Origin of the sequence: Burkholderia singularis (genome assembly GCF_001718875.1) — a bacterium.
Lineage (GTDB): Bacteria > Pseudomonadota > Gammaproteobacteria > Burkholderiales > Burkholderiaceae > Burkholderia > Burkholderia singularis.
The window spans coordinates 1,377,386-1,402,431 of record NZ_CP013449.1 but is presented as its reverse complement, the minus strand read 5'-3'; the positions used below and the strand labels follow the sequence as shown (position 1 = coordinate 1,402,431).

At 62.1% G+C, this 25,046-nt stretch carries 18 protein-coding genes; 3 read left to right on the top strand and 15 right to left on the bottom strand.

Going from position 1 to position 25,046, the window contains the following annotated elements; all coding sequences use genetic code 11:
- Positions 1–460 precede the first annotated feature (460 nt).
- Complete coding sequence (locus AQ611_RS21615; protein WP_059520249.1) at positions 461–1,477, top strand: 1-aminocyclopropane-1-carboxylate deaminase; 1,017 nt, start codon at positions 461–463, stop codon at positions 1,475–1,477.
- A gap of 156 nt (positions 1,478–1,633) precedes the next feature.
- On the top strand, positions 1,634–2,128 hold the full coding sequence (locus AQ611_RS21610) for an AAA family ATPase (protein WP_231936039.1): 495 nt from the start codon (positions 1,634–1,636) through the stop codon (positions 2,126–2,128).
- Between the two features lie 622 nt (positions 2,129–2,750).
- Here AQ611_RS21610 and AQ611_RS21605 read toward each other — a convergent pair.
- Entirely contained in the window at positions 2,751–3,611 is an 861-nt protein-coding gene (locus tag AQ611_RS21605; RefSeq protein ID WP_374755080.1) for a Crp/Fnr family transcriptional regulator, read from the bottom strand.
- Positions 3,612–3,954: 343 nt separating this feature from the next.
- On the opposite strand from AQ611_RS21605, the gene AQ611_RS21600 reads away from it, so the two are divergent.
- Positions 3,955–5,628 (top strand): acyl-CoA synthetase, encoded by a 1,674-nt coding sequence (locus AQ611_RS21600; RefSeq protein ID WP_069236008.1) that lies wholly within the window; start codon positions 3,955–3,957, stop codon positions 5,626–5,628.
- Positions 5,629–5,879: 251 nt separating this feature from the next.
- On the opposite strand, the gene AQ611_RS21595 is transcribed toward AQ611_RS21600, so the two are convergent.
- The 14 genes from AQ611_RS21595 to betI form a co-directional block, all read right to left on the bottom strand.
- Complete coding sequence (locus tag AQ611_RS21595; protein WP_146011786.1) at positions 5,880–7,103, bottom strand: HlyD family secretion protein; 1,224 nt, start codon at positions 7,101–7,103, stop codon at positions 5,880–5,882.
- Positions 7,104–7,496: 393 nt separating this feature from the next.
- Positions 7,497–8,744 carry an MFS transporter gene (locus AQ611_RS21590; RefSeq protein ID WP_059520254.1) on the bottom strand — a complete coding sequence of 416 codons (1,248 nt, stop codon included), beginning with the start codon at positions 8,742–8,744 and terminating at the stop codon, positions 7,497–7,499.
- A 12-nt stretch (positions 8,745–8,756) separates the two neighbouring features.
- Positions 8,757–10,040, bottom strand: coding sequence for an ATP-grasp domain-containing protein (locus AQ611_RS21585; RefSeq protein ID WP_069236006.1), 1,284 nt, complete (start codon positions 10,038–10,040; stop codon positions 8,757–8,759).
- An 11-nt stretch (positions 10,041–10,051) separates the two neighbouring features.
- Entirely contained in the window at positions 10,052–11,296 is a 1,245-nt protein-coding gene (locus AQ611_RS21580) for a hypothetical protein (RefSeq protein ID WP_069236005.1), read from the bottom strand.
- Between the two features lie 55 nt (positions 11,297–11,351).
- Positions 11,352–12,410: an iron-containing redox enzyme family protein gene (locus AQ611_RS21575; protein ID WP_102720148.1), complete on the bottom strand. Its 1,059-nt coding sequence runs from the start codon at positions 12,408–12,410 to the stop codon at positions 11,352–11,354.
- Positions 12,411–12,428: 18 nt separating this feature from the next.
- A complete protein-coding gene (locus AQ611_RS21570) occupies positions 12,429–13,817 on the bottom strand; it encodes a homocitrate synthase (protein ID WP_069236003.1) in 1,389 nt (462 codons plus the stop codon).
- Positions 13,814–14,830: a PLP-dependent cysteine synthase family protein gene (locus tag AQ611_RS21565; RefSeq protein WP_069236002.1), complete on the bottom strand. Its 1,017-nt coding sequence runs from the start codon at positions 14,828–14,830 to the stop codon at positions 13,814–13,816. Before AQ611_RS21565 ends, AQ611_RS21570 begins: the two co-directional genes overlap by 4 nt.
- Before the next feature lie 1,084 nt (positions 14,831–15,914).
- Positions 15,915–16,415, bottom strand: coding sequence for a 2,4'-dihydroxyacetophenone dioxygenase family protein (locus AQ611_RS21560; protein WP_069236450.1), 501 nt, complete (start codon positions 16,413–16,415; stop codon positions 15,915–15,917).
- Between the two features lie 81 nt (positions 16,416–16,496).
- Positions 16,497–17,936 carry an MFS transporter gene (locus AQ611_RS21555; protein ID WP_069236001.1) on the bottom strand — a complete coding sequence of 480 codons (1,440 nt, stop codon included), beginning with the start codon at positions 17,934–17,936 and terminating at the stop codon, positions 16,497–16,499.
- Positions 17,937–18,071: 135 nt separating this feature from the next.
- Positions 18,072–18,836 carry an ABC transporter permease gene (locus AQ611_RS21550; protein ID WP_059520261.1) on the bottom strand — a complete coding sequence of 255 codons (765 nt, stop codon included), beginning with the start codon at positions 18,834–18,836 and terminating at the stop codon, positions 18,072–18,074.
- Positions 18,837–18,848: 12 nt separating this feature from the next.
- Positions 18,849–19,829 carry an ABC transporter ATP-binding protein gene (locus AQ611_RS21545; protein WP_069236000.1) on the bottom strand — a complete coding sequence of 327 codons (981 nt, stop codon included), beginning with the start codon at positions 19,827–19,829 and terminating at the stop codon, positions 18,849–18,851.
- A gap of 562 nt (positions 19,830–20,391) precedes the next feature.
- Positions 20,392–22,095, bottom strand: a complete 1,704-nt coding sequence (betA, locus tag AQ611_RS21540) for a choline dehydrogenase (protein WP_069235999.1) — start codon at positions 22,093–22,095, stop codon at positions 20,392–20,394.
- Positions 22,096–22,121: 26 nt separating this feature from the next.
- Entirely contained in the window at positions 22,122–23,591 is a 1,470-nt protein-coding gene (betB, locus tag AQ611_RS21535; protein WP_069235998.1) for a betaine-aldehyde dehydrogenase, read from the bottom strand.
- A gap of 40 nt (positions 23,592–23,631) precedes the next feature.
- Positions 23,632–24,219 (bottom strand): transcriptional regulator BetI, encoded by a 588-nt coding sequence (gene betI / locus AQ611_RS21530; protein WP_069235997.1) that lies wholly within the window; start codon positions 24,217–24,219, stop codon positions 23,632–23,634.
- Positions 24,220–25,046: the final 827 nt, after the last annotated feature.

Genomic DNA, 25,046 nt, shown 5'->3' with positions numbered 1-25,046 from the left:
GGCAAAATTCGCTCGCCATAGAGCATGTCGAGCGAAATTTGCCATTTGTGAATCTGGCAACCAATCATGAGATTGCGTCGCTTGCATGATAAAGCGATCAGCGTGTGCTTTTGCCGACCCAATTTTGCGACCCGCGGATGTGGTGGGTGGACGAGTGAAGTCCGCTGTCCCACAGTGGGGCGATGTCCGCGGATTCGCATGCGGCGTTGCGCCCGCGACAACGCGTTGGCCGACACCGTCGGGTCAGTCTTTTTCCGATGAATTCGATTACCTGCTGTTATTCCGATATCGGTCAGGCCGCCGGCGGATGGTTCGCCACGAACGGCGAATTGGACAAATTTCGGTATTCAATACGCACATTTCCGCCGCTCTCCTCTATTATTTTTCAGGATGCGACAGCGGCAGTGTCGTATCCCGTGCGGTTTCCTCCTACGCGTGCCCCACTTGCACGAGGCAAAAAATGAACCTGCAACAATTTCCGCGTTATCCGCTCACGTTCGGCCCGACTCCGATTCAGCCGCTCGAACGCTTGAGCAAGCACTTGGGCGGGAAAGTCGAACTGTATGCGAAGCGCGAGGATTGCAATAGCGGCCTCGCGTTCGGTGGCAACAAGACGCGCAAACTCGAATATTTGATTCCCGACGCGATTGCTCAAGGTTGCGATACGCTCGTTTCCATCGGCGGCATTCAGTCGAACCAGACCCGGCAGGTGGCGGCCGTCGCCGCCCATCTCGGAATGAAATGCGTGCTCGTGCAGGAAAACTGGGTCAACTATCACGATGCTGTCTATGATCGCGTTGGCAACATCGAGATGTCGCGGATTATGGGCGCCGACGTGCGTCTCGTATCGGACGGCTTCGATATCGGTTTTCGCCGGAGCTGGCAGGAGGCGATCGACAGCGTTCGCCGTGCGGGCGGCAAGCCGTATGCGATTCCCGCCGGCTGTTCGGATCACCCGTTGGGCGGGCTTGGATTCGTCGGTTTTGCCGAGGAAGTTCGCGCACAGGAAGCTCAGCTCGGATTCAAGTTCGATTACGTCGTCGTATGTTCGGTGACCGGCAGCACGCAGGCCGGCATGGTGGTCGGCTTTGCGGTGGACGGACGCGCGGATCGCGTTATCGGCATCGATGCGTCGGCGAAGCCCGAACAGACACGCGAGCAGATCGCTCGCATTGCCGCTCATACCGCCGAGCAAGTGGGTCTTGGCCGGCGCATCGCCGACACGGATATCGTGCTCGATACCCGCTATGGCGGCCCCGAGTACGGTTTGCCGAATGACGGCACGCTGGAGGCGATCCGCCTGTGCGCGCGCTTGGAGGGCGTGCTGACCGATCCGGTTTACGAGGGCAAGTCGATGCACGGGATGATCGACAAAGTGCGCAACGGCGAATTTCCGCCCGGCTCGAAGGTGCTGTACGCCCACCTTGGCGGTGTGCCCGCGCTCAACGCCTATAGCTTTATTTTCCGCAACGGCTGACGCGACGGCGTGATTGAAACGCACGGCCGCACCGGCCGCTTCTTAAAACGCGATCTCGCAGATCAGCGGAGCGCGCCACTCGCCAGATCCACGGCCGAGGTCCAGCGCGCTTATTCCGCGGCTTGCGCGCGAATGAACAGATGCACGGGAGCTGAGTTGGACATCGTATGCATCAATGGCCCGATCAATTCCGGGAAATCCACGGTCGGGCGCTGCTTATGCGAGCTGCTGCCGGGTGCGCGGTTCGTCGACGGCGACGATCATGGTGCGCCGGAAGACGCCGATCTCGATACCGTGATCGCGGTCGCGCTTGCGCGGATCGAGGCGCTGATCGCCGATGCCCATGCCGATACCGATCTGATCGTCGCCTATCCGCTGCGCGTGGAAGATCATGCGCGCTTGGCCGCCGCGGCTGGCCGCCGTGGCGCGGGGTTGTTCGTCGTGACGCTGGCACCGCCGCTTGCCGTCAGTTTGAGCAATCGCGGCGCGCGCGCCTTGTCGCCGGCGGAATGTGAACGAATCGCGCAAATGTATGACGAGGGCTATGCCGATCCGCCATTCACCGATCTGCTGCTCGATAATGCAACGATGGCATCGACGCAGACGGCCGAGGCGATCCGCTCAGCGTTGGCGGCATGGCGCCGATCGTGAGCGCCGCTGCCGTTGAAATGCGGCTGCGGGTTGGTTGCCGGCGGCTCGTCCGCCGGTTGCCCCAGACCGTCGCCAAGCAGCTTGGTTCGTTGCTTGAATGCCGAGTGCGCATGCGGAACGCTCGTTCGGCCTTTTGCGGATTCGCAGCCCGATGGCAGAAAAATCTTGATGATCGCGATACCGGGCGGCATTCGCGATTCGATTGGCCGAATATTGCCGGCGGCCGCCGTTGCGTACTCCGGCGGGCTGGCCCGATCCGGCCGGCCATCTCCTGCGTGGCACGCGTTGTCATCCTGGATTCCGCTGATGAACGGAATACCGATCGGCGGCATAGCGCCGGACGCTTGCGAATCCGCGCGAGCGGTATGGTCAGCCGGATCGCGACGGCCATCGCGTGCGTACCGGCGGCACTCGAGCGGCGGATTGGCGGGTGCTCCGAGGGGGAGTGACGGCGCGGATGATGTTGCATGCGCTCGGGCGTTTGCGAGCCGTGTCGAGTGAGGACGCTGCGCCCGCGGATGCCTCCGTGCCTCCGCAGGCGCAGGGTCGCGCCGGATGCGGCGCGTTGAGCACGCGATGGATGACGCGTGACGTGGCGGGGGCGTAAGTCGGTCGTACCGCGTCAGAGCTGCTCCAGGCCGAAGGCCGTGAGCGTCGGCAGATCGAGCACGTCGATCTGGTTATAGGCGACGCGCAGCGCGCCCAGCGCCTCCAGATGCTGGAGCGCCTGATTGATCCGCTGCCGCGACACACCGACGAGCATCCCCAGTTCCTCCTGCGAGATCGCGAGCGTCGCGCCGGTATCCGGATACAGATCGGGGTTGAAGAGTTGCGCAAGCGATTGGGCAACTCGCGCGTTCACGTCGAGCAGCCGGCTGTTTTGAATCGACGCGATGAATTCGCCCATCCGGTTGTTCAATTGGCGGATCACGAAGCCGGTGAACGGTAGGCTGCGTTCGAGGAGCGCGTGGAATGCATCGGCGGGCACGAACAACACGAGCGAGCGCTGGATTGCGATCACGTCGTACTTGCGCTGCTCGCGCTTGATCACGCTGCCTTCGCCGAACCAGCCGCCGGACGGCACGCCGGAGAACGTGCAGCCGCGTCCCGAGACGTTATAGATAGACAATTTCACGAGCCCGCCATGCACGCCGATCCAGTAATCGGACGGCGCATGCCGGCGCGCGACCCAATCTCCGGCATCGTGATGCTGCGCGTGCGATTGCGCGATGACGAACGCCTGATGTTCGGGCGCAAGCGCGTTGAACCAGCCGCTACGCGTGAAGAGTGCACGTAGGCTGCCTGTGATGCGGCGTCCGGCCGAGCGGGGGGCGCTCGCATCGATTGCTGGGGAGACAGTGGGCGATGATGCGGCGCAGGTGTCGGCAGGGGGCATGCCGGCTGCTTCGCCGCAGGCTTTGTCAAGTACTTCGAAGGATGCTCCGTCAGATGTTCCCGCCGGTGTTGCGCATATCGCTTCGATCGCCGCATAGGCCGATGCTCGACCCGCTGCGCAGGCGGACCCGCCGTTGCCAGCCGCGCCCGGCGCTTCAGTCAGCCGTTCGCCAGCATGTTCGCCGGCCTGTCCGGCGGACCTGACTGACGACCCGGAAATCGGCGCAGCCGGCTGCGCGGCGGGCATCGACGAAACTCGGCAGGCTTGATGATCGTTTGGCATCACACAGGGTTTGCGAGGATAGGGAATACGCGCGGTTGCCGGCGGCGAGTCTGTCGTTCGGATGACAGACGGCTCACAATGGCCGCGAGTAGCCTGATTGGATCACAAACGAACGTATCGAGGCGCCCGCTTCGCAGGAGACGACATCATGACGCAGAAATTCGACGACGGGCTCGGCCGTCGCGACGCGAACTACGTGCCGCTCACGCCGATCGACTTCATCGCCCGCGCGGCGGAGGTTTATGGCGACCGGCTGGCTGTCGTGCATGGCGACATTCGCCGCACGTGGCGCGAGACTTACGCGCGCGCACGACGGCTCGCGAGCGCGCTCGCGCGCATGGGGGTGGCACGCGGCGATACGGTAGCCGCACTGCTACCGAACATTCCGGAGATGATCGAAGCACATTTTGGCGTGCCGATGGCGGGTGCGGTACTGAACGCGATCAATACGCGGCTCGATATACCGTCGATGCTGTTCATGCTTCGCCATGGCGAGGCGAAGGCGCTGATCGTGGATACCGAATACGCGGAATTCGCGCAGCGCGCGGCGCAGGAAATGCCGGGGCTCGCGATTATCAGCGTTGCCGACGCGCTGCCCGCCGATCCGGCGCGCTTCGCGAATGCGACGGACTACGAAGCGTTGATCGACGGTGGCGACCCGGCATACGCATGGACGCCGCCGCCCGACGAATGGGATGCGATCGCGCTCAATTACACGTCGGGTACGACGGGCGACCCGAAGGGCGTCGTCTATCACCATCGCGGCGCGTATCTGGCTGCGATCAGTAACATCCTCGAATGGGATATGCCCAAGCACGCCGTGTATCTATGGACGCTGCCGATGTTTCATTGCAACGGCTGGTGTTTTCCGTGGGCAGTCGCGGCGCGTGCGGGCGTCAACGTATGCCTGCGCAAGGTCGACGCGCAGCGCGTGCTCGAGTTGATCCGGCGCGAGCGCGTGACGCACTACAGCGGCGCGCCGATCGTTCACGGCGCGATCGCCAATGCTCCCGCCGACTGGCGCGCGGGGATCGACCACACGGTTCATGCATTCGTCGCGGGCGCCGCACCGGCACCCGCGGTGATCGCGAAGATGAAGGAGATCGGTTTTGATCTGACGCACGTGTACGGGCTCACCGAAGTGTATGGCCCCGCGGCCGTGTGCGCGAAACAAGCGCATTGGGATACGCTCGCCGACGACGAGCTTGCGCGGCTCAATGCACGGCAGGGCGTGCGTTACCACCTGCAGACAGGGGCGACGGTGCTCGATCCCGATACGATGTTGCCGGTGCCCGCGGACGGCGAGACGCTTGGCGAGATCATGTTTCGCGGCAACATCTGCATGAAAGGCTATCTGAAGAATCCGCGCGCGACCGACGAAGCATTCGCGGGCGGCTGGTTCCATACCGGCGATCTTGGCGTGCTGACGCCCGACGGGTACATCCGGATCAAGGACCGTCGCAAGGACATCATCATTTCAGGCGGCGAAAACATTTCGAGCATCGAGATCGAGGATGCGTTGTACCGGCATCCGGCGGTTGCGGTCGCGGCGGTCGTCGCGCAGCCCGATTCGAAGTGGGGCGAGGTGCCGTGCGCGTTCGTCGAGTTGCGCGAAGGGATGACGGCGACCGAGGAAGAGATCGTCGCGCACTGCCGGCAATGGCTCGCCGGCTACAAGCTGCCGAAGGCGGTGCGTTTCGGCGAGCTGCCGAAAACGTCGACCGGCAAGATCCAGAAATTTCAATTGCGGGCGCAGGTCGGGTCGGCCAAGGCCATCGATCTGGCGGGCGGCGGCGCGGGCAAGAACCACGACGGACAGTGATGCGCGGCGGTATGTGTACGCGCCGCCGCGTTGGTCGTTGCCGACGCGTGCGCGATTACCCGGCGGATGCCTGCCGGGTAATCGCGGCGGCGGCAATATCGTCCCGGCCATGCACGAGCGGGCGCACCGCCGACGGCCGAATTCGCCGCCCGGCGACGATGCGCGTCGCTTACTGAAGTGAGCTTGCTTCCGTAAAATGAAGGTCCGGCAATCGCATCGTTTGTGCGAGCGCCTTGTCCGGTTTCGAAGGCTCAGTCCGCCGGAATCTGGCGGCGCAATTCGCTTTTGCGATTGAGCCAGTAAGTGAGTTGAGATGACGGCTGGGATGCGAATTCGCCGGCCGGATCTTCAGACGTGCTGCCGTGAATTCGGCGCTCGCTCGTGGCGCTGGACGCGGACGCGTTTTGGCTCGATTCGCCATTATCGATGCGCGGCTGCTTGGGCGGCGGCCCGTCGCCGGAGCCGCCGTTGTCCGATCCGGCCGGCCGGTCCGGCCGCGGCGCCAAACGCTGCAAGCGCTGCCGCAACTGCTGCAACGCCTGTTCGGTTGCCTGTATCAGCTCGTCGGCGCCTTGTGCCTCATCGCCGTGTCCGCCCGGAATGCCGCCTCGCAGAAGCCTCTGCATGCGCGGCAACGTAGCCTCGTGAATCACCTGGAGCCAGTCTGCATGCTGTTCCAGAAATTGATCGTGTGCGTGAGCAAGCGCCGGCGTCAGAAAAAACTCCATACGCTGCATCTGGTTGCGTTGCTGTTGCAGGTTCGCACGAAAGACGTTGTTAGGCGGCAGGTTGTTCAGCGCATGGTCGATGATTTGCCGTGCCTGGACCACGTTGGTTCGAATATCTTCGCCGTGACGCTGGGTGGCGGGATTGGCCAAATAAATCCGCGCCTGGTTGACGGCCTCCCAGGCGGGTTGGACTAGCGGCCGCACTCGATCCAGGGGCGTCTGGGCTTGTGGAATCAGCGCTCGCGCCCGCTCCAGGTTTCGCTGTGCGTTGTCCGCGAGCGGCCATATGGCCCGCGGATTGTCGCCTTGGTCGAGCCGAGCCGTCGCGTCCTGAATGCGGTGCCGTGCTTGGGCGATTTCGTTTCTGATATCGGTGACCACACGCTGAACCTCGATGGCCTGCGTGGTGGCATCGTTGAGCCGCGTGAGGGCCGGCAGAAGTGGAGCGGTGAATTGGTTGAACTGGATGGTAGCCAGATCGCCTGCCAGCATCGCCTGATGGTCGAGCGGCAACGCGGGCAAGGGTGGATCCAGGCGGGTGGGGTCGGGGGGGATTCGGTTGTCTTCCCTTTTGATGCGCTGGGGTGACGATTCCCGCGTTTGTTTTAGATGTTGGACGACGCCCTTCTTCAGTGCCTGAGGTGCTTGGGCTGGCGTAGGCCAATCTGCGCCGGATGGCCGACTGTTTCGATGATCAAACTGAATCGATGCTTGCTCGATCTGCCTTGAACCTACTGCTATCGACATTCAAAAACTCCTAAGGAAATTCCAAATTTTCCCTCTACCTATGCGCGAATAATGGATGAAGGGAAGAGGCGCAGCTCAGGAGGCTAATGGATATAACGACGAAACCCGCATCACTGCCCGAAAGCATCGCTCGTCGAGCGAAAGCGGGTGGTTTATCTCATATTTAATTCCGCTATTTTTTGATGGCCGTCTCATCGCGGTTTTTCGTCGCGATGGTCAGTTTGACTAAATGTGCTGCGAATTTTTCGAGTGCCGGGATGTCGGGAAAGGCAGGGTGTCGGGTGATTTTGACGAGTCGGAAAATCCATGAAGCGTGACGGCGCGCGGATGCTTGCCGAAAACGCGCGAGCGCACGCCGCCGGTGCAGCCGACCCGCCGTCGTCGCTCGCCGCGCTAATCAGCCGCCTGCTCCGCGGGATCGGTCCGGCCCGCTTGCTTCCACTTCGCCGAGTACCGGAAATGGCTGCCCAACTCGATCGCGACGCCCAGTGCGATGCCGCAAGCCGCAACCAGCAGTCCGACATGCCGGAACGCAATCTGATCGGCAAGCCAACCGGTCAGCAATGCGAAGAAGACGAGCAAGCCGGTTCCGATCGCATTGCTGCCGGCCGTCAGCGTGACGATATCTTCCGGTTCGCTGGTTTGGATCAGCGCCGATTGCGCTGCTGTAAACGCAACTTCGAACAGGAAGATGAACGCGAAGTAAAGCGCGAGCAATTGCGTGCGCGATTGCGCGAAGGTCGTTGCATAAAGGCTCGCCGATGCCAGAAGGTTGACGGCGAAGCCGAAATGGCCGAGCTTCACGAGCTTCGGCATGATCGACACGGCGAGTGCGCCGAGCACGATCGCAATGCCGCTTGCCACCTGCAATTGCATGACCGCGGTATCGGACAACGCCATCGTCCGGATCGGCAGGATGGTGCGCGCGGCGTTGTGAAAACCCTGGAATATGCCGGTTGCGACACACAGATAGCAGAATGCGCTGAACAGCGCACGGTGCTTCATGGCTGCGGCGGCGGCCGACGCGATCGCGCCGCGCGCAACAGGTGCGGCGCGCCGCTGCGGTGTCACGTTCGGTAGTAATGCGTAGCAACTCGCCGAGAACACGAATGCAGCCGCGCTGATTTGTGCGACGCCTAGCAACGACACGCGGCTCACGAGCACGCTGCCAAGCACGCCGCCAAGCACGCCGCCCAGGTAATACGACAGATTGAATGTCGATGATGCCAGTTCAAGCTGACGGCCTTCGAACAAGTATTTGACCATCACCACGCGGCTCGTTTTCGTGATCGCTTCGACAAAACCGCGCAGCAGGAAGCAACCAAGCACAGGTATCACCCAGCCGTGTGCGAGCAACAGCCCGATCGTCAATGACAGCACGGCGCCGGTCAGATCGCTGGTTACGATGGCGCGGCGCAAGCCGGCGGTCTCGCAGATGCGCCGGATCGTCGAGACGAGCAGCACCGGCAGGATCCATTGGAACGCAAACACCGACGCCGCGCCGATGCCTGAACCATGCACGCGGACCAGATTGGACGACACCGCGAGCAACAGAAAGAACGTGCCCGTGGCGCTGACCAGCATCGCCAGCCATAGCAGCAGGAACCGTCGGTCGCGCGCGAGGAGTAGCCAATCCCGCATAGTTGTCCTTTCTCAATCGTTGATTTCGACCAGCTTGATGCCCAGCACCCGCTCCACGTCCGCGTGCACTTGCGCGACCTGGCGTACCACGTCCGTGTAATTGTCCGCGGTCATGCGCACCACGCCGTGAACGCCATAGTTGTTGTCCATTTTACGCAGCGCCATTCCGGCGCGGATATCCGAGCTGCCGGAATGCAGCCGCGGGAGAAACGCATCGAACCAGTCGGCCGGCAGATCGTCGCGCACCACGCAGTCGCGCTCGGCCGCGATAAACGAATGGCTCGCGGCCGTCAGCGTTGGCAGGCGCTCGATGTTCAGGCGCTCGCCCAGGTAGACGCGCACCAGCAGCTCGAACAGGTTGACGCCGCTCGATGCGCGAATCAGATCCGGAATCGAGCCGCCGGCGATGCGCGGATTGACTTCGACGAGCTGCGGGCCGTCATGAGTGTAGATGAATTCGACGTGGAAGATCCCGAGATCCAGCCCGAGCGTGCGCACCACGCGGATCGCATAATCGGCCGCCGCCGCGTATTGCTCGTCGCTCAGACCGGACGGAATCGTCGAGCCCATTTCGAGGATCGGATTGTGGCGGCCGGTCTTGCGCCGCACGATCGCAAGCGGCGCCCATTCGCCGTGGGCGCTCGCCGCGACTTCGATCGAGAACAGCGGCCCGAGCGCGATCTCTTCGATGATGAACGCGAGCGAGACTTCGTCCTTCAGGCCATCCTCCAGTGCGTCGAATTCCCTGGCCGCCTGCTCGAAGTGCGCGGCGAGCCCGACGTCGTCGTGAACCACCGAGGTCAGGATCTTGCCCATGCCGGTGGCCGGCTTGACGATCGCCGGATAGCCGATCCTAGTGAGTGCGTGCCGTGCTGCGTCGAGCGACGTGACGAACGCGTATTTGACGCACGGCACGCCCGCTGCCGAGAGTAGATCGCGGCACGTTGCCTTGTTGCGGGCATTTTGAATGCCGGCGACGCTGGTGCCGCGCAGTTTCGCGCGCTCGGCCGCGATCGCGGCGGGCAGCGCACACATGTGCAGCGCGCTGAGCACCGTATCGACGCGGTGCCCGGCGGTGCATGCCGTGAGCGCCGCGTGAACGGCGTCGGCGTTTTGCGTGTCGGCGGCTTGCCAGGTGAAATCGACAAGGCGCTTGCGCTCGCCCTTGGCGGTGTCGTCAAGCAGCCAGTCGAACTTGCCGGACGTGATCAGCGACACGGTATGGCCGAACCGCTTCGCGGCTTCCAGCGCTTGAAGGCCGGGGCGGGTCGTTTCGACGAAAACTAGGTGAGCCATGAGGGGGTAGTTTATTCGTATTCGTGGGTGGAAACAGAAATATCGGACGACGGCTCGTTCGGCGCAAGCCCCGGACTTTGCGGCTCGCGGCCGCATGCGCGCAAAGCTTGCAGGATCTGGCCGCCGCGCAGCGCGTATTGTCCGGTGGGCGTCAGGCTGTTGTCGTCATATGGGTATGGATTCATCCCCATCACGAAGAGCGGCAGCGTCCCGGCGCCGGGCACGCGCAGCCGGCCGGCGCGATCCGTCTCTACGATGCCGCCTGCCGCGCACATTGGCACGTCGACGCCGTCGACGGTAAGCGGCAGCACGTTGCTTTCGTAGCCGAGCGCCTGAACGATGTAGTCGGCTGCGTCCAGTTTCGGTGCGGCCGCCGCGATCGACGGCGCGCGCAGCAACGTGAAGCCGGACACGCGGCCCGCCGCGATGTCGACGAACGTGGCGCGCGCCGCATGGCGCAGGCCGGAGTAGCGGAACACGTTGCCGGTTTCGGGGCACTGATTGAGCGCCGGATCGGGCACGGCTTCCAGTGGATGATGAGGCTCGGCCGCGTATTCGTCGAAATTGCGGTAGAACAGCTTGACCGGGCCACGGTGCTGCAGCGTCACGGTGCTGCCGGCCGCCAGCGCACCCGGCGCGCGCAACAGATTCGCGATCGCATACGCGCTATGTGAGCCGCCGACGATATGCACGTTGACCGGTGCCTCGCGCCAGCGGGCGGGCACGCCGTGTTCGACGATGTGCCGGGACAAGAGCAGCTTGTCGCGCCAGCGTGCCAATTCGGCGTGCGGCCGTTCGCGGATGCCGGTGGCCAGCACCGCCATATGCGTATGAATGCGCGTGCCGTCGTCGAGATGCACGGTCGCTGCGCCGTGCTCCACGTTGATGCGCATCGCCCGGCGGCGTTGCCACACGCGCGCCGCGCCCAATTGATCGCGGATCGCGTCGCCAAACGGACGCAGCGCGTTCGCGAGCCGCGCGAGCGGGAAACTGCCGGCTGACTGGCGCAGCAAGGTCACGTCGGCGTGGCGCAGCGCACCGCCGAATGCGCGCTCGGGGTGGACCCAGCCGAAGAAATCCGAGCCGTAGGAGTTCGAATCGATCCGATACGACGCGAAGCTGCCCGGACCGAGACGGTCTCCGGCATCGACGACGCCGATCTGGTATTCGAGCAAATCAGGATTGGCGCTCAGCAGGCCGGTGCCGCGCAGTCCGCATCCCACCAGCAGCAAGTCGAGGGCTTGATTGGGTTTCATGGTTGATGGCGTTGGCACGCGACGGCGCATGACCGTCGCGTGCCTGCTTTGCCGTTCAGGCTGCGAGCGAAGCGGGCTGAACCGTCGGCAGCATGACCATCATCCTGTCGCAGACTTCGGCCGCATGTTCGAGCCGGCGCGCCATGCCGAGCGCGATCGGCGCGAGCAGTTCGGGCTGCTTGTCGAGCAACGGCAGTACCACTTCGTTCATCCATCCGTGTGCGTGCTCCACGTCGACCACGGTGTGTTCGAGCAGATAGCGCATCCGGTCATCCGCCCAGCCGACCCGGCGCCAACCCATGATCTGCTGGTCCAGGCGGCCCGGCACCATCAATTCGGTCGCGAGCATCATGCCGATTGCCTGCGGCAGCAACGCGCGATTGAACACGGCGTGGAAGTACATGTTGGCAAGTCGCAGCTCTTCGACGCAGAAGCGTTCGATCTGCGACAGATAAACGTCGTCGACTTCGTCGAGCGCGCTGGTCATGTCCAGGCGCAGTTGCCGGTGCATCGCGGCCGTTTCGCCGCGGCCCATTTCATCCCAGAAGTTCTTCGAAAATTCCGATTTGGCCGCGCCGTAGACGCCCGGCAGCATTTTGGCGAGGATGTCGCCGAAATGGATGTCGAACGGCGTTTCTTGAATCAGGAATTCGCGCAGTTGCGCGTAGCTTGCGGTGTCGCGCAAAAAGGCGAAGAGCGGGTGGGCGACGTTCGAGCGATGCGCTTGACAATGCCGGGCCGCCCACGCTTCGAAATCGGCCGGCGCGGGCAACGGGCCGAAGAAATCGCGATAACACGCGGTTTCGCGTTCGGACCACGCATCCTCGAACATTTGCCGTAGCCGGTCGAAGCGGTGATGATCGAGATTGCGCCAGCCGGGTGTCCACGGCGCGGCGATCCGGCCGGCATACAACGCGTAGAGGACGCGGTGCAACGCCATCTCGGCGCTGGCCTGTCTTTCGTCCGGCGTGCCGAACGCCGCCGTGCAGGCATCCTCGGCTGCCTGGAACAGGCGCTGCCAATCCTGCTCGGTCGAGACGGCCTCGATGCCGAGAAACAGCGGCCAGACGGGATGGCTCGTCGTTGCTTGGGAATGCGCGATCATGGGAGTCATGGTTGTCTCTCGATTTCGTTAGTTGTGTTGAAGCAATTGCGTATTCAGCCACTCGGCGACTTCGTCCTCGGTGAAGAGCGACTGATTGAGGGCGCGGTGATAATCGGCGATGCAGCGGCGCAGATCGTCGTGCGCCGATGCGCTGCGCCGTTTCCACTCGGCTTCGAGCAGCGGATACAGCCGATCCGCAAGCTCGGCGGTCGGTTCGAGTCCGTGAGGCTCGAGCAAGCGGGTTTCCCGCAAAAAGCGCAGCAAACCATCCCGTCCACTGCGCACGCCGAACATCTTGACGAGACTTGAGCCGATCTCGTGCGGATCGAGGATGTCGAAAATCGTCGGTGCTTTGGCGAGCAGCTCGGTGCGTATGCCGCTCTGGATGCTGTGCGTGATCACGCCGGTGATGGCTTGCGCGGGATTCTCAAGCAATCCGTACAATCGTTCGCTGAGCCGGCTCAAAGCGAACAGGCTACGGTAGTCGAAGCCCGCGAGTTCGATGCCGTACAGCTTGCGCAATGCCATTGCCACTTCGGCAAGCGCCGGATGGCCGGCGCGATTCGCGAAGCCGCCAACCGACACGTCGACGCCCTGCAAGCCGAGCGACAGGCCCACGATCGCATTGCTCGTTGCCATGCCGAAATCGTCATGGAAATGGCCGTAGAAGCGCAGTGCCGGATGGCGCGTGACGAGCGTGCCGACGGTCTGCTCGAGTTGATGCGGCAGGCAAGTGCCGGCGGTATCGACGAGCCGCACCTGTTCAAAGCCATGCCGGGCGACGAGATCGACTGCATTGACGAGATGGCCGTGGTCTGCGCGAAATGCATCGAGCAGACCGATCATCACGCCACCGCCTCGAAAGCGTTTGAGCGTCGGCAGAAACGCGTCGAGCCACTGTAGATTGAAATCGCGCCGCTCGGCCGTGGTGCGGGCGTCCCAATCGGCCTGATCGAAATCGATCGCGCAATCCTTGCGCAGAATCACCGGGAACAGATGTTGGACTTGTTGATCGGAGACCGAATGAATCGCGATCAGCCACACCGAATCCAGCGGCAGGCCATGTTCGCGCGCGATCCCGTCGAGTGCCGCGAACGATTGCTCCATCGTGATGCCGACATGCGAGATCACCATGAAGCGCACATGCGCGGCAATCCGGCCTGCCTGCTGCCGGCGCAGCAATTCGGCGAGGAATGCGATGTTGTGCGGGACGTCCGGAAACATGCCCACCACGATCGTGCGCACGCCGCACGCGGCAATGGCTTCCGCAAGATCGCATTTCGCTTCGAGCGTCGGTGGCACGGTTGCGCGCTCGGCGCCTTCGCGCAGCGATTCGTCCATCAAATCGATATCGGACTTGAAGTGATACGTGTGTTCCGGCAGCACCATGCGTGTAATGCTCGAAGCGGTGCTCATGCGGCCACCTCGTCTGTCGCACGCGTGCGATGGTCGGTATCGACAGCGTAGCCGTTGGCGCGCATCCAGTCGTCGTCGAGGAATTTACTCAGATACATGTTGCCCGAATCGGGAAGGATTACCACGATGTTCTTGCCCGGATAGCGGGCGCTGATGCGCGTGGCGACCGACATCGCGCTGCCGCTCGATCCTCCGCACAGAATCCCTTCTTCGCGCACGAGGCGGCGCGCCATCACGAATGATTCGCGATCGTCGACCTGGACGATGTCGTCGATCACGCTGAAATCGACGGCCTTGACCAGATAATCCTCGCCGATGCCCTCGACCTGGTAGGTATGTGGCGTGCTCAGACGCCGGTGATGGAAGTATTCGTAGAACACGCTGCCGATCGGATCGACGCCGATGATCTGCACATTGGGATTGCGCTCTTTCAGATAGCGCCCAATGCCGCTGATCGTGCCGCCGGTTCCAATGCCGGAAACCAGAACATCGATTTCCCCTTCGGTTTGCTCCCATATTTCGGGGCCGGTGCTCATATAGTGCGCTTCGGCATTCAGCGGGTTGTTGTATTGATCGGGGTAGATCGCGTGCGGCGTCGTCGAGGCGATTTGCCGGGCGACGCTGTAGTAGCTGCGAGGATCGGCGGCGTCGACTGCGGTGGGCGCCACGACGACTTGCGTGCCATAGGCCCGCATTCGAGAGATTTTTTCGCGGCTCATCTTGTCAGGAATGGTGACGATGCAACGCAGGCCATGTGCTGCCGCCACCATGCTGAGTGCCGCGCCGGTATTGCCGGACGAATTCTCCACCAACACCGAATCCTGCGTGAGTTCGCCGCTTTCCTGCATGCGCTTAACCAGATGCTTGACCAGGCGATCCTTGATGCTGCCCCCGGGGTTCATGAACTCGAGTTTGGCGTAGAGGTTTGCAACATGCCCTTCGCCGAGTAACCGATTGATCTTGACGAGTGGGGTATGGCCGATCGCATCGAGAATCGATTCTGAAGCCTTCATGTCATTACTCCGCTTATTAATTGGCATAACTAACAGATTGATGTTGGGAACGACGCGTCCAGGCGTGTTCCGACATATCTGTCGGGCAGCCCTATGCCTGAGCATCCGACAAGAAAATGGATATGCGGAGATACCCTCGGTGCAGCGAGTGGTTTGCCTTGATCGCTGCGCTTATCACATTTAGTTCTATGGTTATTCCATAGAAAAAATAAAGCAGTGTCAATCCGTGATTTGGAAGGCCAAATCGAAGGGGCTAAGTAATGTATAGAAAATTAGGAGAACGGTCGTTCGAAAAAGACGGCTTTGAGAGGGCGATGGCAGATATTGAAGTGGGTGCTGGGAATCAGATATTGATTTTGTTATTTTCCGGAAAGAGTTGCTGTCAAAATTAACAGGTTGCGAAATGGGAAGTTCTATTGATTTATTTTTTGACAAATCTATGAAGGCTTCAGGCGCAGGATAAGTTCGATAGGGGATTACCCGCGTTTGGCGCTGGTTGAACTACTTGCATTTCTCGATGATGACTGGCGCGCTTGCTTTTCGACACATTGTGAGGTGCGCTGCCGTGATCGCGCACTTCCTTGGGATTTAATTCGACGGCATGTGACGGTGCAATTCGCTGAATGATCGTAAGATTGATGGATGTGACGAGTGGCTCATGCCGCCTTGTGAAGTGGCTGCTTGTTCGGTGAAAATTAGTCCCTCGAGATCATCCGCGCTCGATATTTTCAGTATTCCTGAAATTACGCTTTAAAGAAACTGCGCTATGTGACCTGGTCGAGCGAAAAACCTGCAGGAAACGCACGACACCAAAGTTCTTGACGACGATGTCCGATCCCGCCTTCTTTGGGACGAACGGAACTTGGTCATCGGTGAGCTACTACGGCTGGCTGTTTTGCGGCAGGCTCGAAATCACTGCTCGGCAAAATCGGTACACGTCACATTACTTCGAAACGCTTCGCGCGCAGCAAACTTGAACACATTGAGTGCTTTGCGTCATTGAAGCCTTGTCGCGCGACTGTCGGCAATTGGAGCGGAAATCCCGCGGTTTCTATAAAGTCAGGCACAGTCGAGCTTGCTAATGTCAGCGGGTGACAAACGGCGGCGTAACGCCCGCCGCGCTCTCGCTGCGGGCGAATTTTCGTTCGCGTAACAGCGCGACCCGGCAATTTTCGCGGGCCGTTTCGTTGCCGGCGTCGTCGAGCAGCACGAGATCCCCACGCATCACATTGAACGTGACGACCGCGCCGGTATCGGACGCAAGTGCCTCAGGCGTGTGGTGCGAACCAGTTGGCTCGAGCACGGTGCTGCCTGGCCGGGCGACCCAGTCGTATTCGCGATAACGCCATTCGCCTTGCAGCGTATAGACAAATACCGGACCATCGTGCCGATGGCGCGGCAACGCGAGACCTACCGGCATCTTTAGGAGTACAGTCAGTTCGTCGCTTGCGACATTGATGTGCAGATACTTGATTTCGAGACCAGGCAGCTTTGCATCCATTGGCAGCCACGGGCGATCGTCGTCCTGTACGCATGGAATCGGCGGCAAAAGGGCAGAGGGAATGAGCGGAGGCGGTTGATGCATGGCGTCGATATGGCGCTTCGTGCGCGGCAAAATGTGTGAAGCGCGATTATCGCAGACCGGGCCGTGGAATGCCGCGCGGGCTCAATTCGCGGCGGCGCGGATTGGATCGCGAGCGCCATCGTCGGTATGGTTTGCCGATGAAAGTATTTCCAGCGCGATGCCTTTTGTTTCGATGCCAAGCAAGCCGACTGCGAGCGCCGCCGCGGCGAACGACAGCGCACCAAGCGTGAATACGCCGCGTTGCCCGAACACGGGCAGCACGATGCCGACAACGTATGGCCCGATCAGCGAGCCGACGCGCCCGATTGCCGAGGCGAAGCCCGAGCCTGTTGCACGCACGCCGGTACCGTACAACTCCGGCGTATACGTATAGAGTACGGCCCACATGCCGAACAGGAAGAACTGCATCGCGAGACCGGTGCCGATCAGCAGCGCGATGCTGCTGCCGGCGATCGCACTTTGTCCGTATGCATAAGCCATTGCACCGCCGCCGACGAGTGATGCGATGCAGGTAGGCTTGCGGCCCCAGCGTTCGACGAGCCATGCGGCGCACAGAAAACCAGGGATGCCGCCGAGCGAAATGAGCACCGTATAGAACACCGACTGCGTGACGGCGAAGCCCGCTTGTTGTAACAACGCGCCCAACCACGACGTGAGACCATAAAAACCAAGCAGTGCGAAGAACCACAGCAGCCAGACCATTGCCGTGCGACGGCGATAGGCGGCGCTCCAGAGCTCGAGCAGCGCGCCGCCTCGGCGGGTGACGGGCGCACCGGGATCGGCGTTCAATCGTGCGGGCGCGGGCAGGCTCGTGATGCGGGCGGATCGCCTTACCTTTGTTTCGATATCTGCGAGCACACGCTCGGCATCGGCGAGACGCCCCTGGTGCTCGAGCCAGCGAGGTGATTCCGGCACGACCCGGCGGATGACGAGCACGAACACGGCGGGCAGCGCGAGCAACGCAAACACGGTGCGCCAGCCGAACGTCGGTAACACGTAATAGCTGACGATGCCGGCGGTGATGAAGCCGAGCGGCCAGAAACCGTCCATCAGCGCAATCAGCCGGCCGCGTTTTGCCGCCGGAACGAATTCGGACAACAGGGTTTGCGCAACAGGAAACTCCATCCCCATGCCGATGCCGAGCAATACCCGATAGACGATCAGCGTTTCAACGCTTTGCGCGGTCGAACACAGATAGGATGCCGCGCCCCATAGCACCATGCTCCACTGAAACACCGGCCGCCGGCCGAAGCGATCGGCAAGCAGGCCCGCGGCGGCGGCGCCGGCCACCATTCCGAAGAAACTGGCGCTCGCCACGGCACCGGCCGTCGCGCTCGACAGGCCGAATTCCTTTTTGATCGAGCCGAGTACGAATGTCATCGTGCCGAGATCGACCGAATCGAAGAAGAAGGCGATTGCGATGATCGAGAAAATCAGCCGGTGGTAGCCGGAAAACGGCAGACGTTCGAGACGCTCGGCGGCGCTCGCGCGCGGGGCGGGCGAGCGGAAGGCGGCGGTCATGGCATCCTCCGGCAAGGCGGCCTCGAAGCGAGGCACGGTTCGCTCAGTAGACTCGGCCATTATTCGCCGCCATAGAAGGAAAGCGGCATTGGGCTGGAACGCCCGCGCCATGCACAACGCGCGCCGTTCGTCGATTCAACTCTTCAAGCGGTAGCCGGTCCGGAAGATCCACGCGACGACGGCGAGCAGCACGACGAGGAAAAGCGCGGTCATGCCGAGGCTTGCGCCGATGTGCACGTCGGCGAGCCCGTAGAATGCCCAGCGAAAGCCGCTGATCAAATAGACGATCGGATTGAACAGTGTGACGACTCGCCAGAATGGCGGCAGCATGTCGACCGAATAAAAGCTGCCGCCAAGGAACGTGAGGGGGGTGATGATGAGTAGCGGCACGAGTTGCAGCTTCTCGAAGTTATCGGCCCAGATTCCGATCACGAAGCCGAACAGGCTGAAGGTGAAAGCCGTCAGAAGCAGAAAGACGAGCATCCAGACTGGGTGCAGGATATGGAGCGGTACGAAGAGCGCGGCTGTCGCGAGGATGATGAGTCCAAGTATGATCGATTTCGTCGCTGCCGCGCCAACGTAGGCGACGACGATTTCGAGCGGCGAGATCGGTGCCGACAGCAGTTCGTAAATTGTGCCGGTGAAGCGCGGGAAGTAGATGCCGAACGACGCGTTCGAGATGCTCTGCGACAGCAGTGACAGCATCACGAGGCCCGGCACGATGAACGAACCGTAGCCGATGCCGTTTACGTCGCTGATCCGCGAACCGATCGCGGAGCCGAACACGACGAAGTACAGCGATGTCGAGATCACGGGCGCGATGACGCTTTGCATCATCGTGCGCCGGGTGCGGGCCATTTCGGCGCGGTAAATCGCGCGGATCGCGTGGAAATTGATCATTCGTCGTTACGCTTATCGGGTAACGGCCGCGTGGCCGTTTGCATTTTCGTTGCCATTGCCTTCTCCGTTGCGCTGGTTGCCGACCAGGCGCACGAAGATTTCCTCGAGCGAGCTTTGTGTCGTGCGCAGATCTCTGAAGCGAATGCCTGCCGCGCCGAGCGCGTTCATCAACTCGACGATACTGGTGCGCTCGCTGCGCGTGTCGTAGGTATAGACGAGTTCGCCGCCGTCGCGCGACAGCTCCAGCCGGTACGCGGCAAGCTCGGGCGGCACGCCCGCGAGCGGCTGCTCGAGTTGTAGCGTGAGCTGTTTCTTGCCGAGCTTGCGCATCAGATCGGCTTTCTTATCGACGAGCATGATTTCGCCGCCGTTGATGATGCCGATGCGGTCGGCCATTTGTTCGGCCTCCTCGATATAGTGCGTAGTCAGCACGATCGTCACGCCGTCGGCGCGCAATTCTTCGACGAGCCGCCACATGTCGCGGCGCAGCTCGACATCGACGCCCGCAGTCGGCTCGTCGAGAAACAGCACGCGCGGCTCGTGCGCGAGCGCCTTGGCAATCAGCACACGCCGCTTCATGCCGCCGGACAGCGTGATCAGCTTGCTGTCACGCTTGTCCCAGAGCGACAAATCCTTCAGCACCTTCTCGATATAGTCCGCGGCCGGTGCTTTGCCGAACAGGCCGCGGCTGAAAGACACCGTGTTCCATACCGTTTCGAACGCGTCGATCGTCAACTCCTGCGGCACGAGCCCAATCAGCGCGCGGGCCGCGCGGAAATCGTCGCGGATGTCGTGCCCGCCGACTGTCACACGGCCTTCGGTCGGCGTGACGATGCCGCAAATCGTGCTGATCAGCGTGGTCTTGCCGGCGCCGTTCGGCCCGAGCAGCGCGAAGATTTCGCCGCTCAGGATATCGAGATTGATGTTTTTCAGCGAACGCACGCCGGATTTGTAAGTTTTCGACAGATTGGAAACGGACAGGATCGGCTGCATGCTTGGCGGACGTTGAGTCGAGCGGGCAAGGGCTCTTGTTGCGAAGCGCGCGGGCAGACAGGCCGGATGCGGGACGGCGCGACGCGGACATATCGGAACACTTGCCGCAACGACGGGATCGCTATCTTAGCAACCGCCCGGAAAATTTGCACAACGCACCGACGCAGGCTTTCGGCGATGGTTTTATAGCAGGCGGAAGCAGATGTCAGCAGGAGGGAGATCGGGGAGGCGGCACGCTGGCTGGCGCGGTTCGGTGCGGTCAGAATGCGGCCGGCGATTTGACGGATCGGCGCAGACGGACTGTTTTCGGCTGCGCCGATGGCCGGCACTGAGCGGGCGCGGCCTGCGCCGTGCATGGGCGGCCGGCGCTTTTGTGCAGCACTGGCCGGACGCCCCCGTTTGCCGGGCCGATTACAGTCTGCCTGCTGTGCGATTGCGCCGGCCGGGCCGATTGCCCTAGTTGGCACAACGAGCCCGCCGTCGGTGTGCGGCCTGATTTGCTCAATTGTCTGCGGGAATCACCTGCTGCCCGGCCGCTCGTCGGTGCGCTTCGCGCGGCGCGTTACGTGATGGCCGGTGTGGGCGCCGAGGTGCCGCACTGCCGCGCGGGCGCGCCGTTCGCGACGTAGTATGCAACGTTTGCCCGAGCGAGCGGCGGACGCTTGCGGATTCTGTCGGCGATTTTTTCGGCAATCATGATCGTCGGCGCGTTCAGATTGCCGGTCGTGATGATCGGCATGATCGACGCGTCGACGACTCGCAGTCCGTCGATGCCATGCACCCGGCCTTCATCGTCGACGACTGCCATGTCGTCGAAACCCATCTTGCATGAGCATGACGGATGAAACGCGGTTTCCGCGCGAGCCCGCACGAATGCATCGAGTTCGGCGTCGGTCTTCAGATCCGCGCCGGGGTTCAACTCACGGCCGCGATAGCGATCGAGTGCGGGTTGCCGCATGATCTCGCGCGTCGCGCGGATCGCGTCGCGGAACTCGCGCCAGTCGAGTGCTTCGGACATGTAGTTGAACAGAATGCTCGGATGGTCGTGCGGGTCGCGCGAGCGCAGCTTCACGCGGCCGCGGCTTGGTGAGCGCATCGAGCCGACATGGGCCTGGAAGCCATGCATCTCGATTGCATTCGAGCCGTTGTAGTTGATTGCGACGGGTAGGAAGTGGTACTGAACATTCGGCCAGAGGTCGTCGTCGCGGGTGCGGATGAAGCCGCCCGCCTCGAAATGGTTGCTCGCGCCAAGGCCCGTGCCGGCCAGCATCCATTCGAGCCCGATCTTCGGCTGGTTATACCATTTGAGTGCGGGATACAGCGATACGGGTTCCTTGCACTCGTATTGGATGTACATCTCCAGGTGGTCCTGCAGATTGCGTCCGACGCCGGGCAGATCGAGTACGACCGGGATGTCCAGTTCGCGCAGCCATTCGCCGGGTCCGACGCCTGAGCGTTGCAGCAACTGCGGCGACGCGATCGCGCCGCTGCACACGAGCACTTCGCGGCGGGCGTGCGCGGTGACGCGCTCGCTGCCCCGCACGAACGTGACGCCCGTTGCGCGCTTGCCGGAAAACAGAATGCGATCGGCCATCGCATGCGTGACGATTTCTAGGTTCGGGCGCGCGCGGGCTTGATCGAGATAGCCGCGCGCGGTCGACGCGCGTCGGCCGCGGGGCGTGACCGTGCGGTCCATCGGCCCGAAACCTTCTTGCTGGTAGCCGTTGAGATCGTCGGTGCGCGGATAGCCGGCTTGCACGCCGGCCTCGACCATGGCCTCGAACAGCGGATTCACGCCGGGTTTGCTCGTCGTTACCGAAACAGGGCCGTTGCCGCCGTGATAGTCGTTCGGGCCCGCGTCGCGGCTTTCCGCTTTCTTGAAATACGGCAGGCAGTCGAGATATGTCCAGTTGGCGAGGCCCTTGTGCTGCTGCGCCCAGTTGTCATAGTCGAGTGCATTGCCGCGGATGTAGCACATCCCGTTGATCAGGGACGAGCCGCCGAGTCCCTTGCCGCGCCCGCACTCCATCCGGCGGTTGTTCATGTGCGGTTCGGGGTCCGTTTCGTATGCCCAGTTGTAACGGCGGCCCTGCAGCGGATAAGCGAGGGCCGCGGGCATTTGCGTGCGGAAATCGAAACGGTAGTCCGGGCCACCCGCTTCGAGCAGCAGCACACGGACTTCCGGATCTTCGGTCAGGCGCGTGGCGAGCACGTTGCCCGCCGAACCCGCGCCGCAAATGATGTAATCGAATTCGCGAGTCGTCATCGCAGCAGTTCTCCCAAATAGGATGCTTAGAACACCGGCTGATAGCGGCCGAGTTCGACCTGCACCGATTTGATCCGAGTGTAGTGCTCGAGCGTCGTGATGCCGTTTTCTCGCCCGACGCCGGATTGCTTGTAACCGCCAACCGGCATTTCGGCGGGCGATTCTCCCCACGTGTTGATCCAGCAGATGCCGGCTTCGAGGCGATGGATCGCACGATGCGCGCGCGACAGGTTCTCGGTGACGACGCCGGCGGCGAGCCCGTAGTCGGTCGCGTTCGCGCGTGCGATCGCTTCGTCCTCCGTATCGAATACGAGGATGCTCATCACCGGGCCGAAGATTTCCTCGCGGACGATCTTCATATCGTCGCGGCAGCCGTCGAACACGGTTGGCGCGACGTACTGGCCGTTCGCGAAATGATCGTGCACGAGGCGCTCACCGCCCGCGAGCAGCTTCGCGCCTTCGGCCTTGCCGCTTTCGATGTAGCCGAGCACCTTGTCGAGTTGCGCGGCGCTGGCGAGCGGGCCGAAATTCGTATCGGGGTCCGAAGGTTTGCCGATGCGGATCCGCGCGACGCGCTCGAGCACGCGCGCGACGAAGGCATCCTTCACTGAGCGTTGGACGAAGACGCGCGTGCCGTTCGTGCATACCTGGCCTGCGCTGAAGAAGTTCGCGGTGACGGCGATGTCGGCTGCGCGGTCGAGGTCGGCGTCGTCGAATACGATGAGCGGTGACTTACCGCCGAGTTCCATCGTCACTTCCTTGAGCGACGACGCGCCTGCGATCGACATGACTTTCTTGCCGGTTTCGACACCGCCCGTAAACGACACCTTCGCGATTCCCGGATGCGCCGTGAGCAGCGCGCCAACCGTGCCGTCGCCTTGCACGACGTTGAACACGCCGGCGGGCACGCCTGCCTCGGTATAGATCTCGGCAAGCTTGAGCGCGGACAGCGGCGTGACTTCGCTCGGCTTGAAGATCATCGCGTTGCCGGCCGCGAGCGCGGGAGCGCTTTTCCAGCACGCGATCTGGATCGGATAATTCCATGCGCCGATGCCGCAGCACACGCCGAGCGGCTCGCGGCGCGTATAGACGAACGAGTCGGGGCGCAAGGGCACTTGCAGCCCTTCGATCGCGGTCGCAAGGCCTGCGTAATACTCGATCACATCCGCGCCGGTGACGATGTCGACCGCGCGCGTTTCCGCGATCGGCTTGCCGGTATCGCGCATTTCCAGCTCGGCAAGCACATCGTTGCGCTCGCGCAGCAGCTCGACCGCGCGGCGCAGGATCCGTGAGCGCTGCATCGCGCTCATCGCCGCCCATTCGCGCTGGCCTTCGTGTGCGGAGGCGACCGCGCGGTCGATGTCGTCGGCGCTCGCTTGTTGAACCGTCGCGAGCAGTGCGCCCGTCGCGGGATCGAGCGTGTCGAACGTCTTGCCGCTAGTGGCATCGGCATAGGCGCCGGCGATGTAAAGGCGTTGCAGACCGAATACGGACATGTGGATCTCCTTGTACGGGATAGAGCGAATGCGCGTCGCGTCAGGGGGCCGACGCGAGCAGCAGGTCGATGTAATCGTTGGCGAGCGCGAGCGCCGCCTGGGTGTCGAATGGTCCGCCCGCGAGCGCGCCGCGCAGCCACAGGCCATCGATCAACGCCGCCAGGCCGCTGGCCGCTTCGCGGGCGCGCAGGCGCGGCAGCGCCAGCGCGAACGCTGCGCACAGATTCGAATAGAGCCGCCTCGTGTTGACGCGTTGCAGGCGCTTCAGCGCCGGCTCGTGCATGCTTTGCGACCAGAATGCGAGCCAGGTCTTCATCGCCGGCGCGTTGATCTGCGTGTCGTCGAAATTCGCTGCGGCGATCGCTCGCAGGCGTTCGCGTGGCGTGCTTGGCGCGGCGGCGCGGTGACGGGCGGCAGCCGCGCGCAGATCGTCCAGCACCCGGCGCATCGTTGCTTCGAGCAGCCCGTCCTTGTCGCCGAAGTAGTGGCTGACGATGCCGGTCGAGATGTTCGCGCGCTGTGCGACTGACGCGAGCGTCGTGCCGGGCAGGCCGACCTCGTCGATCGAGCGCAGCGTCGCATCGATCAATTGCGCGCGACGAATCTCGCGCATTCCAAGTTTCGGCATCGTGTGTCTCAGTGCACCGGGTTGGAAGGAGATCGTGAGGATATCCTTTTTTTATTGAACGATCAATCAATAAAAAAATAAAAAGGGGATGATCACGTCTCCGGCATGCGGCTGAGGGCGGGGTGGGTGGCTGTTGTGCGGCGCGGATGGGCGGCGGCGGTGCGGCGTGAGCGCGTGGTGGTGCAAACGAAAGGAAAAGGAAGGAATGCTGAGAATGTTTAAAACGTTTTAATCGGGTGCTCACCATTACTTATTGTCTAAACGGTAATTTAGATACGACTTATTGATCGGCCGATGAGTGGTAATGGATTGGTGGTCGGATATTGAGATGTCGGATTGGACGTAAGTTTGCACTTGGCCGGGTAGCGTCTGAAATAAAGTGAGTCCGGGATGGCTGGCAAAAATATGTAAGGTGGAGTTGGGTATTTTTTAAGTCCTATGTGCTTGATTTTTATGGGGCCTCGTGGAGAGAGCCGCGGGCGTAGGGTGTGGCGGGTGCGTTCGGGAGCCAGGCTGCATGACGGTTCGCTATAGCACAGCCAATATTTCGTGGTGATGAATGAGTTAAGTTTGAAGAGGAATTAGAGGGCGCTGTTCAATGTTGGCTGGAACACATTCGGTGAATTTTTGAAGAAAGTTAGCAAAAGTAGTTGAGGCGGCAATATTTGGCGTATTAATATCACACTCATAAAAAACGCCAGCGGCTGCGTGATTGCCGGCGAGTACGTTGGAATCGGGGTGCGATTGGCCGAAATCAGAAGGGGCGTCATGCGAGACAAAGGGACTGGAGACCGCGAGCCGATGATGAAGGCAGGACTGGGCTCGGC